This is a genomic window from Streptomyces sp. AC555_RSS877 (assembly GCF_019049245.1).
GTDB lineage: Bacteria > Actinomycetota > Actinomycetes > Streptomycetales > Streptomycetaceae > Streptomyces.
In genome coordinates this window covers 70,380-81,414 of sequence record NZ_JAGMUK010000080.1, presented here as the reverse complement: position 1 = coordinate 81,414, position 11,035 = coordinate 70,380, and the positions used below count along the sequence as shown (strand labels likewise).

The following is an 11,035-nucleotide window of genomic DNA, read 5'->3' as shown; positions in this document are numbered from 1 at the left end:
TGGCGGAACCTCAGGCATCGGCTTGAGCCTCGCGCAATCCTTCGTGGAGCTCGGGGCGTCTGTCGTCGTTTGCGGACGTTCGCAGGCTGCGCTTGACCGATTCGCGCAGGCCCACCCGCAGGCGCTGGCCGTGCGGGCTGATGTGACGAACGCGGCTGATCGGGCAGCGCTGCTGCAAGCAGTCGCTGATCGCTTCGGGCGTCTGGACGTGCTGGTCAACAATGCCGGTACGTTCGAGGAACGAGACTATGCCGCCGGCAAGAACCCGAATGCGACGCTCGATGCCGAGGTGGCGTTGAACCTCACCGCCCCCATCCACTTGACGGGTGAAGTGCTCGAGCGGTGGCCAGAGCCCGACGCGATCGTACTCATCACCTCGGGGTTCGCTCTGGTCTCGCCCACTCGCGCGCCTACCCACGGCGCGGTGAAGGCCGGCCTGCACGGCTTTGCGGATGGCTTGCGCCGTCAACTCGCCCCGCAGGGCACCCATGTCCTCGAGGTCCTCCCACCGTCCACGGACACGCCCATGAACGCCGAAGCCACGGGGAAGAAACTGACTCCCGAGCAGGTGGCGGCGGTCACGATGAAGGCTCTTCGGCGGAGGCGGAACATGGCATTCCCCGGTCAGACGAAAGTCATGCCCGCCATGCTGCGCATCGCGCCGGGCTTCCTGCGACGCACCGTCGCCGAGCTCTGAACCCCAGGGAAAACCCTTCCCCCGGCAACACCTCACCGAGTGGGCCGAGTGGGCTCCCGTCTCCCGCGAAGCCGCAGGCAAGCAGCCGTTTCGACCTGGGGCCAATGCCGTGACTCTGTTGGTGATCTTGCCGGGGTCAGCCGTGGGCGGTGCAGAGGGCGTGGAAGTGGCTTGGTGCCCGTCGGGGGGTCGGTTCGGCGATCCAGTCGGCGATGCGGGTGACGTTGCAGATCGGTGCGGTCAGGAGGTGCCCGATGTGCGTTTTCGGTGGGCCTCGGTAGCGGGTTCGGCGCCGGCCGTAGGCGCGGACGTTCTGGGAGGGGGTGGCTTCGATGCCGGCGCGGACCGCGTACCGGCGTCATTGTTGATCAACGTACTTGAGCAAGCAGATAAACCAGGCATGTTGAAGGAGCATCATGTATGACGTCGTAGTGGTGGGCGGGCGCCTGGCGGGCGCCGCCACGGCAGCTCATCTCAGCAAACAAGGGCGAAGTGTCCTCCTCCTGGAGAAGGACACTTTTCCCAAGGACGTGCTTTCGACGCACTTCATGTGGCCCCGCGGCGCCAGCTACCTGGCTCGACTCGGCGTCCTGGACCGCCTCGTCCCGGTGGCCCCCTTCTTCGAGGAGGTGGACCTGGTGATCGAAGGCGTCAGCATCCGCTCCGGAGTGGCGGAGGAGGACCTGCGTAACCGATTCCGCAGCTTGCACGGGGACGACAAGGACGTCGTCAACGCCTCATTCTCCGCCCGCCGCGACATGCTTGACGACCTGCTGCTCGCGTACGCGGCTGAGTGCGGCGTCGAGGTCCGGCAGGGCGCGCGGATGACCGAACTGGTCGAGGAGGACGGCCGGGTGGTGGGCGTGCGGTGGCGGTCGAGCCCCGACGGGCCCGAGACGACCGAGCGGGCCAGGATCGTCGTGGGCGCCGACGGCCGCCGCTCGCACGTGGCACGGCTGGCAGGCGCCGCGCGCAAGGACGTGCGGCGGAACGGATCCTTCGCCTGCTACACATACCTCGACAGCCACCTTCTGAAGGTTCCCACGCTCCGGCGCCGGGGGCGTCTCGGTATGGCTTTAAGCCCGACCAGCGGCGGCCAGACGATGGCGTTGGTCTACGGCCCCAGTGACTGGTACCAGGCCTTCCGGCAGGACAGCGCGGCCCATTTCGCCCAGGCGTTGGACTACGTCAGCCCAGACATGGCGGCCCTGGTCGACGGCGCGACACGCGTCTGCGGATTCTTCATGACCAACGACCAGACCCCCTTCATCCGCGAGGTGTCCGGCGACGGCTGGGCTCTGGTCGGCGATGCGGCATCGTTCAAGGACCAAGCCACCGCCAGCGGTATGACGCACGCCCTCAGGGACGCCGAACTGCTCGCCCAGACCATTGGCCCCGCCCTCGCCGCCGGAGACGACCTCACGAGGTCGCTGTCGGACTACCGCGAGCGCCGTCACCTCGACAGCTGGAAGTACTACGACTTCGTCTGTTCCCAGGCCGAGATGCGGGCAGCGGAGGCCTCTGAGGTCAACCTGTTCCGCGCGGTGAGCGCCGACCTGCGCCACGCCAGCACGCTCCTCGGAGTGTTCAGCGACACGGTCGACCCCGACGCCGTCTTCTCCGTCGACAGCATGCAGCGCATCCTGTCCTCGAACTCCAGCGTCGCCCCTCCGGCGGACGAACCGACCGTGGCGTCCGACAGCAACCCGTTCGCCGCACAGGACACGGCGGAGGACGAGCACCTGGCACTCACTCACACGGTGCGCAGCTTCGCCTCCCCGGCCGGCAGCCGACTACTGGAGCGGGTGGAGCCGTTCCACCGCTGGTACAGCGCCCGCGTCGAATCGGAGACGTGGCTGTACTCCAGGACCCTTGCCGCTGCGCCGCTGTCCACGACCCAGCTCCTCGATGCCGGTGGGCGGGTTCTGGAGGGGATCAACTTCGCCTCCCAGGATTACCTGGGGCTGAGCAACCACCCCGAGGTGGTCGAGGCGGCGACCGCCGCCATCGCTGAGTTCGGTGTGCACAGCGCCGGTTCGGCAGCGGCCATCGGCAACACCGTCCATTCCCGGCGCCTTGAACAGAGCATCGCCGAACTCGTGGAAACGGACCATGTCGTCCTCTTCCCGACCGGCTGGGCCGCCGCGTACGGAGCGATCAACGCCCTGGTCCGCCACTACGACCACGTGGTCATGGACCACTATGCCCACGCCAGCCTCTCCCAGGGGGCCCACGCCGCCTCGCGCAACGTCCACCGGGTGCCGCACCTGGACAACGAAGCCGTCCACGCCGTACTCCGCGAACTGCGCGACCGGAATCCCCACCACGCCATTCTGGTCGTCACCGAAGGCCTCTTCTCCATGGACGCCGACAGCCCCGACCTCGCCCGGCTCCAGGACATCTGCCACGAGTACGAGGCGACCCTCCTCGTCGACGTCGCCCACGACCTCGGATCCACCGGCCCCGGAGGGCAGGGCCAGATCGGGATCCAACAGCTCGCCGGCCAAGTCGACCTGGTGATGGGCAGCTTCTCCAAGACCTTCGCCTCCAACGGAGGCTTTGTGGCCACTGCCTCGCCCGCCGTCCGAAGCTACATCGAGACCTACGCCACCTCGCACGTCTTCTCCAACGCCTTGTCGCCCGCCCAGGCCGCGGCAGCCAACGCCGCATTGCGGATCGCGATGTCCCCGGAAGGAGCACGGCTGCGCCGGCAGACACTCGGCGCCGCGTCGGCACTGCGTGAAGCTCTGGCCGACCACGGACTGGCCTGCCTGGGCAGCCCGGGTCCGATCGTTCCCGCCGTCATCGGCGACGAACGCGTAGCACGCCTCACACACCGCAATCTGCGCCCGCGCGGAGTGGCAGCCATGGTCGTCGAATACCCCGTGGTGCCAAGCGGCTCCGCCAGACTGCGCCTACAGGTCATGCCGTCCCACACGCCCGAACAAGCCGGGCAGGCCGCCGCCGCGATCGCCGCCGCGGTGTCCGAGGCCCGAACCGCCATCGACAGCCTCGACGCCGCTTCGGGCCTCGCCCGCCCCCACTCGCGCTGAAGCGTCCCAGGATGAGCGGCCTGCCGGCGTTCGACGCCGTCGTTGCGGACCAGGTCGAATTCCTGACCCGCCACCTCCTGAACAACTGACCCGCCCGTTCCGGATTGAAAGGATTCTCCATGTCCAAATTCCCCCTCCACCTGGTTCCTTCCCGCAGGGCGCTGACGACCGGGCGCTTCATCGTCGCGGCCACCCACTTGTTCACCCCGCGGCTGGCCGCGCAGTTTTTCCAGCTCACGGCTAGCGGTACCCCCGCTATCCCTTATTCGCGGATGTTCGCGATCCGCAACGCTGCTCTCGGGCTTGGACTGCAACGGATGGACAGTTTCACCCGGCCCCAGCAGCAGCATTTTCTTGCGGTGAACATCGTCATGGACTCGGTCGATGCCGCCGCTTTCCTGGCCGCGGGCCTGCGGGGCGACGTCAGCCGTAAGTCGACCATGCTGTCCGCCGCCGTGGCTCTTTCTGCGGTGGTAGCCGGTACCACGGCCCTCATCGAGCACAAGCAAGCGGCCGCCCAAGAAACGGAGCCGACAGCGACGGCGCCATCGGACAGCGGCTGGAAGTGACCGCACCGGCGTGGCACCGCAGCTGATCCACCGCACCGCCTCCATTGGCTGGAGGCCGCCGAGGACGGGTTGGCGGTCTCTGTCGAGTTCAGCATCGGGCGGATGAGGTTCTGGCGAAGACGTGGACGACGGTGTCCGGTGCCGTCGACGGTGAGGGCGGCCGGCTTCCCCCGACGGGGCCGGCCGGGTCACCGGCTGCTCGCACTGGGGGCGATCGCGGGGAGGACGGCGAGCGGATGCCGCCGGTCAGGGCGAGGACGGGGTAGCCGGAGGCGGAGACGACGAGGCCGGAGCTGAAGCCCCCGGTGGCGCCGGCGATGGCGATGGAGACGTCGGCCATGCCCTGGTTCTTGGCGCGGGTGGCCATGGGCAGCACCACCCAGCCCGCCACGCGGGCCCATCTCGGAAGGTGCCTGCCCATGTCCGCCCTGCCTCAGCTTCTCAACGGCGCCCTGCTGCCTGCCGGCGTCGCCGCCGCGGTGTACACCGGCACCATCGCCGCGGTCGCGCTGACCGCATCGCTGGCCCGCGATCCCAGCGTCGCCGGGATGCACGCGAAGCCCTCAAGGTCCTCCTCCGCAAGACCGGCGGCCGGTGACGCCACCCCGGGCCAGCCACGGCCTGTCCCCGCCGACCGGCGCGCGGGTCACCGGCGTTCCGGGGCTGCGACGTCCCGGCGGGCGCCTGTCTCTGGTCGGTTGCTGCAGTACGGGTTGGCGTTCAACCAGAACAAGGCGGCCAGCCCTGCGGCTACGCCGCCGACTCCGGACCCTACGGCGTCGTCGAGGAGGCCCAGGCGCGGCGCGAGCAGGACGCAGCCGTGCGCCACTGGATCCGGGACGAGGACGAACTCGACTATACGAGCAGCAGTTGCGCAACAAGGAAGAGGCCGAGCAGCAGCGGATGGAGGCCTGGGTCGACGACCTCACCGACGACGAGCTGGAGGAGCTGCAGCTCGGGCGCGGGACGTCTCAGTCTCCGCGCGGCGCTCGCCGCGTACACCTGGGCGGTGGACGGACTCGGCGGCTGAGGGTCGCCCCGGTCCCCGGCACTACCCCTACGGAGCCTTCGGCACAACCCAGTGCGACCGCTGGCTCAGCGCGGATGGAACCCAGGCCCCGGGCCTTCTCCTCGATGGCGGTTCGGACCATCCGCTCGGCCGCCTCTGACCCCCTGTCTCCACGGCAACGGCCACAACCGCACGCACAAGGTGAACCCGTGAGTCACCGGACCCCCACACGTGTTGTCAATCCGCCAGGAGGGCCCGCGCCACCTCGGCATCGGTGATCAGAATGTTGATCCACCCGCCACGGGCTGCCCCCCGGACCGCTGCGATCTTGTGGGTCCCGCCGGCGATGCCTATCCGTCGTTCCACCGCACGCAGCCGGTCCGGTTCGATGCCGATGATGCGGTCGTTGAACGGCGCGTCGACGGCAACTCCATCCGCGTCGAAATAGCGGGCGCAGACGTCACCGACGGCACCTAGTCGTTTGAGTTGCTGTTGGTCCTCTGAGGTAATGGCGTTGCCTGAAAGGCGCAGCAACGGCGACGGCTCGATCGGGCCGATACCGAGGACGGCCAGGGTGACGCGGGACCACGCCTGCATGACCTCCGCCATCGCCGGTTCCCGCGACAGCAGGTCTCGCAGTTCCCTGCTGCCGACCAGCGCGGCGGACGGAGCGAACACCGGGCGCGCTCCGGTGAGTTCCGCCAGACGGCTGGTCAGCCGGGTGGCGTGCAGCTGTACTTCCGGGCTGCCGGACCCGCCGACCATCTGCACGACTTCCTGTGCCGTGGACGGCGTCTGGGCACGCATGACCTTGACGGATTCCAGGAGGGTGGCGCTCCAGGAGGAGATGCCGATGACGTCTCCTCCTTTGAGTGTGGCGTCGAGATAGGTGGCGGTTGCCGCGGCCAGAGCGGGGATCACATCCAGTCCCGCGCCTTCCACCTCCACCACGACCACGTCACGCAACCCGTACCGTTCCGCGAGGGCTTCTTCGAGTTCGGCGTGTACGCCGTCCGGGGAGATCACCACGGTGCGCACGACACCGCGATCGACCGCCTCCTTCAGCAGACGCGAGACCCGGGGCTGGGACATGCTGAGACGCGCCGCGATCTCGGGTTGCCGCAGGCCGCGCTCGTGGTACATGCGAGCCACCTTGACCAGCAGCCGCATGTGGTCAGGGCTGGGAGTGGATGACGCTGCCGCCATCGTGCCACCCTCCTCCTCGCTCTGGCGGCCAGGCCGGCGCCGGGCCGCACATCATCGCCGCCGAACACACTATCGTCGGACCACGTGGCGGAACGTGCTTCAGCCCCCCAGCTCTGGCCTCGCAGCTCAGCTGTATTCATGACGGCCCGTGGCCACCGCCCTTCCCGAGGCCGCGCGCGGTCTCAAGACACCGGTGCCATCGTGCGACCGCGCTGCGGCGCTGTGCGTCGTCCCAACCGGAGGTGAAGATCTTCATATCGCTGTCCGCGCGCTCCTCCAAGTCACCTGTCATCCACAGGCCCAGCTCGAGTCCAGCCAGCTGGGCGGCTCCCGCGGCGGAGAGTTCGTGGTGCCGGGCGCGTGCCACAGCCACGTCTGCGACGTCGGCCTGCAGTTGCATGAGCGCGTCGCTGCGGCTCAGGCCTCCGTCGGCGACGACCTGATGCAGGCCGGGCAGCACGGCGAGGACGTCCGCCACCTGGTAGGCGACCGATTCCAGCGCGGCGCGCGCCAGATGGGCACGGCCACTGCCCAGGCCGAATCCGGCGAGTACGGGTATGGCGTCGGCGTCCCACCAGGGCGCTCCGATGCCGCCGAACGCCGGGACCAGCGTCACACCGCCCGCGTCCGCGCCGGCCGCGAGCCGGATGAGCTCGTCGGGGGAGGTATTGAGCAGCTGTGCCAGCCATGTGACGGTACGCCCGGCGGAGCGGATGTTGGCCTCGTGGGCGAAGGCCGGCCGGCCGGTGGACCAGGCGATCGTGCTGCACACCTGCTCCACCGGTTCGGTCGAGTCCGTAATCGTCATGACGGACGAGCCGGTGCCGTAGGTGACCTTGACGATGCCCGGCCGCCAGCCGGCGTGGGCGAACAACGCGGCGTGCGAGTCACCCATGACCGCGAGCACCGGGGTGCCGTCGAGCAGCGGGGCGAGTCCGCGCAGTCCGCCGAAGGGCCCGTTGGACGCGACGATCCGGCTCAGAGCCGGGCGCGGAACGTCGAACAGGCCGAGCAGTTCGTCGTCCCACTCACCTGTCGTGAGGTTGACCAGTTGGGTTCGGGAAGCGTTGCCGACCTCGGTGACCAGCTCCCCGGTCAGCGCGTGCAGGAGATACGCGTCCACGGTGCCCAGCCGTAGGCGGCCGGCGCCGCTGAGTGCGCGGGAAGGATCGTGCTGGTCGAGGAGTGCTCCCATTTTCAGGGCCGAGAACATCGGGTCGAGCGGAAGACCAGTGCGTCGCCTGACCGCCTCGCCCATCCCTGCGCGGGCGAGGCGGTCGGCGCGTTCGGATCCACGCTGGTCCTGCCAGCTGACCAAAGGAGCGACGGGCCGGCCGGTCACCGCGTCCCACAGGACAACCGACTCACGCTGGGTGCTCAGCGCCACGCCGGCCACGGAGCGCGGGTCAGCGGCCTTCATGCAGTCGGCGACCGCAGTGCGCACACTGCCCAGGAGCGCCAGAGCGTCCTGCTCCACCAGGCCGGGGCCCGGGTGGGACTGCGACAGGGGCGCGCTCGCCCGGGAGACGACCTCGCCGGCGGCGTCCAGGAGCAGCACCTTGGTCGAGCTGGTGCCCTGATCGATGGCGAGAACGTGCGGCTTCATCAGGCCCGTCCAAGGGCCTCGCGCGCGGCGGCGGCGATGCCTTCGGCGTTCAGGCCGAAATGGTCGAGAAGGAAGGACGCGCTGCCGGTCGGGGCGAAGGTGGGCACGCCCAACATGCGCACCGGGACAGGGTCGTGCTCGGCCACGACCTTGGCGACCGCGGCTCCCAGACCACCGGAGAGGAGCCCTTCCTCCGCGGTGACGATGGCAGTGGTCTCCCGGGCGGCGGCCACCACGGAAGCCACGTCGAGTGGCTCGACGAACGTCATGTTGAGCACGCGGGCCGAGACCCCCTGCCGCCCGAGGATTTCGGCTGCCTGCAGCGCACGCGAGACCATCGTGCCCACGGCGATCAGGGTGACATCGGTGCCGTCGGCGAGACAGGCGGCCCGGCCGGCTTCGAACGGCGTGCCCTCGGGAGTGACAGCGGGGACCTTGAACCGGGGAACGCGGATGTAGGTCGGCTTGCCCGATGCGGCGGCCCAGCGCACCGCGCTGCGGGTCTCCGCAGGATCCGCGGGAACGATGATCTCCAGACCGGGTATCGCACGCATCCAGGAGAGGTCCTCGATGCCGTGATGGGTGGGGCCGAGCTCGCCGTAGGCCATGCCGGGGCTCTGCCCGCACAGCACGACATGCCGGTAGGTGTAGGCGATGTCAGCCTTGATCTGTTCCAGCGCACGCCCCGTCAGAAAGGGCGTCGCGGCGGACACGAACGGAACGAACCCGGCGTTGGCGAGGCCGGCCGCCACACCGACCATGTCCTGCTCCGCGATGCCCACGTTGACCAGCCGGATGGGGAACTCCTCACGGAACTGGACGAGGTTGCTGGAGCCCACCGAGTCATTGCACACCGCCACGATCCGCTCATCGGCGCGGGCCAGTACGGCAAGCTCGTCGGCGAAGTCCGCCCGGCAGTCGAACGTGGGGGTCTGCGCGGCCACGGCGGTCATCGGTTCAGCTCCTCGAGCGCGAGTCGGACCTGTTCATCGGTGGGCACCTTGTGGTGCCACTCGACGCGGTCTTCCATGAACGAGACACCCTTGCCCTTGACGGTGTTGGCGATCACCGCGACCGGGCGACCCGTGGTCGACGGCGCGTACGCCTGTTTGATCGCCTCGTGGTCGTGGCCGTCGATGACACGGACCTCCCACCCGAAGCTGGCCCACTTCGCGTCCAGCGGCTCCAGGGACTTGGTGTCCTCGGTACGGGCGCCCTGCTGCAGCCGGTTGCGGTCCACCACAGCCGTCAGGTCGGCCAGTTCGTAGTGGGCGGCTGTCATCGCGGCCTCCCAGTTGCTGCCTTCCTGGATCTCTCCGTCGCCCAGCACGACGATGGTCCGCCACGTCTGGCCGCGCAGTCGCGCTCCGAGTGCGATACCAGTGGCGACCGGGAAGCCGTGTCCGAGCGGACCGGTGTTGGTCTCCACACCGGGGACCTTCAGCCGGGCGGGATGACCGTTGAGCGGCGACAGCGGGGCCATGAACTCGCTGAGGCGGGCCCGCGGGAAGAACCCACAGGAGGCCAACGTCGAGTACAGCGCCGCGGCACAGTGCCCCTTGCTCAGGACGAAGCGGTCGCGCTGGGGATGCTCGGGCTCGGACGGATGCATCCGCAAGGTCCCCCACAGAGCCGTGACCAGCAGATCGGTCACGGACAGGTCACCGCCGACGTGGCCCATGCCCGCCGACTGGATCGTGGTGAGGATGTCACGGCGGACGGAGGTCGAGATCTCGGCGAGGGCCCGGGCGGCCTCGGTCGGCGATGCCGCCCGCAACTGGGCGCTGCGCTGGTGGTACATCCGGGCAGCGTCCTCGTCGGGCCGCAGCGGAGCCATGGTTTCCAGGGTGGTGGTCACTCGGATTCACTTTCCGCGAGCGCACGAAACAGCGCCCGCTTCGCGATGCGCTGCGCGCCCAGGGCGTCCTGCGCCGACTGGGCGGCGGCCAGTTCGTCCCGGTCGAGGTAGCCCAGCGCCTGGTGGAAGGCGCGCATGGTCCGGATGCCGGTGCGTGCGGCCTCGACCGGGTCCTCGCGGAAGGGGAACTGATCCAGCTGCCAGACGCCCTGCCAGCCGGCGTCGTGCAGCGCGAAGAAGAACTCGAAGGTCTCCAGCAGGTGCACCGAGCCGACGACCATGTCGTCGTCCCAGCCGCGGAAGTTGTCGTTGACGTCGATGGCGAACAGCTTGTTGCGAGCGATCGCCATCCGTGCTGCCTCGGCCGGGGTCTCGCCGCCGTACAGGGAGTGGCCGAAGTCCAGCAGGACACCGACGTTGTCCACGCCCATGTCCTGGATCGCGAGCAGGGTGCGTGCCACGGAGGAGAAGACCATCCGGTTGCGCGGCTCACGCGGCTTGTACTCGATCGCGAACTTCAGGTCCGGGAACGACTGGGCGAGCTCGCGCAGCGCGTCCACCGACTTGGCCCACAGGTCGGTGTAGTCGGCCTGGAAGGGATAGTCGTAGCCGTCCTGTCCCGGCCAGATCTTGACGTAGTCCACGCCGAGTTCGCGACCGACCTCGGCGGACGCTGCGACCAGGTCGATGGCCTTCCGGCGGACGGCGGGATCGGGGTTGGTGAAACCGCCCTTGGCGAACTTGCCGGTGTAGAACTCCGGCGTCACCGCGATGGCGCGCAGTTGCTGCTCGGCCAGCGCGGCGCGTACTTCGGCCGTGCTGATGTCGCCGGGAGGGAAGGGCCAGTTCAGGTCGAGGACGGACAGGCCATCGACCGCTCCGGCCAGCTTGATGGCTTCGAGGACGGTGCGCGGGCCGCCGTATCCGTCCGTGGCGTAGCGGTCGACGTAGGTGGCGAAGTGCCAGACGCCTGCGCCGTAGATCGGCTCACGCCGATTTTGAATGTCTATTCGACTATGAGTAGGCATGCACATCAC

Annotated in this window: 10 protein-coding genes and 1 pseudogene; 3 read left to right on the top strand and 8 right to left on the bottom strand. The window is 69.1% G+C overall.

Annotation, left to right across the window (positions count from 1 at the left end):
* Positions 1-697: SDR family NAD(P)-dependent oxidoreductase (locus KUM49_RS33640; protein ID WP_217240740.1), on the top strand; the 697-nt coding region annotated here is incomplete at its 5' end.
* A gap of 136 nt (positions 698-833) precedes the next feature.
* Here KUM49_RS33640 and KUM49_RS49955 read toward each other — a convergent pair.
* Positions 834-1,040: pseudogene (locus KUM49_RS49955) on the bottom strand (IS5/IS1182 family transposase); the annotation flags it as partial.
* Positions 1,041-1,113: 73 nt separating this feature from the next.
* Between KUM49_RS49955 and KUM49_RS33630 the strand changes: the two are divergent.
* Positions 1,114-3,750, top strand: coding sequence for an aminotransferase class I/II-fold pyridoxal phosphate-dependent enzyme (locus KUM49_RS33630; protein WP_217240739.1), 2,637 nt, complete (start codon positions 1,114-1,116; stop codon positions 3,748-3,750).
* A 119-nt stretch (positions 3,751-3,869) separates the two neighbouring features.
* A complete protein-coding gene (locus tag KUM49_RS33625; protein ID WP_217240738.1) occupies positions 3,870-4,319 on the top strand; it encodes a hypothetical protein in 450 nt (149 codons plus the stop codon).
* A gap of 88 nt (positions 4,320-4,407) precedes the next feature.
* Here KUM49_RS33625 and KUM49_RS50380 read toward each other — a convergent pair whose 3' ends face one another.
* The 7 genes from KUM49_RS50380 to KUM49_RS33590 all read right to left on the bottom strand — a co-directional run bounded on the left by KUM49_RS50380 (position 4,408) and on the right by KUM49_RS33590 (position 11,026).
* Positions 4,408-4,710, bottom strand: a complete 303-nt coding sequence (locus tag KUM49_RS50380; protein ID WP_308406869.1) for a hypothetical protein — start codon at positions 4,708-4,710, stop codon at positions 4,408-4,410.
* Positions 4,711-5,174: 464 nt separating this feature from the next.
* A complete protein-coding gene (locus KUM49_RS33615; RefSeq protein ID WP_217240737.1) occupies positions 5,175-5,321 on the bottom strand; it encodes a hypothetical protein in 147 nt (48 codons plus the stop codon).
* A gap of 244 nt (positions 5,322-5,565) precedes the next feature.
* Positions 5,566-6,498: a sugar-binding transcriptional regulator gene (locus KUM49_RS33610; RefSeq protein WP_254402189.1), complete on the bottom strand. Its 933-nt coding sequence runs from the start codon at positions 6,496-6,498 to the stop codon at positions 5,566-5,568.
* Between the two features lie 172 nt (positions 6,499-6,670).
* The gene (locus KUM49_RS33605; protein WP_217240735.1) at positions 6,671-8,140 is read right to left on the bottom strand and encodes an FGGY family carbohydrate kinase; all 1,470 of its coding nucleotides are present in this window, start codon (positions 8,138-8,140) and stop codon (positions 6,671-6,673) included.
* Entirely contained in the window at positions 8,140-9,093 is a 954-nt protein-coding gene (locus KUM49_RS33600) for a transketolase family protein (RefSeq protein ID WP_217240734.1), read from the bottom strand. Before KUM49_RS33600 ends, KUM49_RS33605 begins: the two co-directional genes overlap by 1 nt.
* Positions 9,090-9,998, bottom strand: a complete 909-nt coding sequence (locus KUM49_RS33595; protein ID WP_308406868.1) for a transketolase — start codon at positions 9,996-9,998, stop codon at positions 9,090-9,092. Before KUM49_RS33595 ends, KUM49_RS33600 begins: the two co-directional genes overlap by 4 nt.
* The gene (locus tag KUM49_RS33590) at positions 9,995-11,026 is read right to left on the bottom strand and encodes a sugar phosphate isomerase/epimerase family protein (protein ID WP_217240733.1); all 1,032 of its coding nucleotides are present in this window, start codon (positions 11,024-11,026) and stop codon (positions 9,995-9,997) included. Before KUM49_RS33590 ends, KUM49_RS33595 begins: the two co-directional genes overlap by 4 nt.
* Positions 11,027-11,035: the final 9 nt, after the last annotated feature.

Coding starts and splice junctions, on each gene's coding strand:
- KUM49_RS33630 (WP_217240739.1), top strand. CDS start 1,114: ATGTATGACGTCGTAGTGGTGGGCGGGCGCCTGGCGGGCGCCGCCACG.
- KUM49_RS33625 (WP_217240738.1), top strand. CDS start 3,870: ATGTCCAAATTCCCCCTCCACCTGGTTCCTTCCCGCAGGGCGCTGACG.
- KUM49_RS33610 (WP_254402189.1), bottom strand. CDS start 6,498: ATGCGGCTGCTGGTCAAGGTGGCTCGCATGTACCACGAGCGCGGCCTG.
- KUM49_RS33605 (WP_217240735.1), bottom strand. CDS start 8,140: ATGAAGCCGCACGTTCTCGCCATCGATCAGGGCACCAGCTCGACCAAG.
- KUM49_RS33600 (WP_217240734.1), bottom strand. CDS start 9,093: ATGACCGCCGTGGCCGCGCAGACCCCCACGTTCGACTGCCGGGCGGAC.
- KUM49_RS33590 (WP_217240733.1), bottom strand. CDS start 11,026: ATGCCTACTCATAGTCGAATAGACATTCAAAATCGGCGTGAGCCGATC.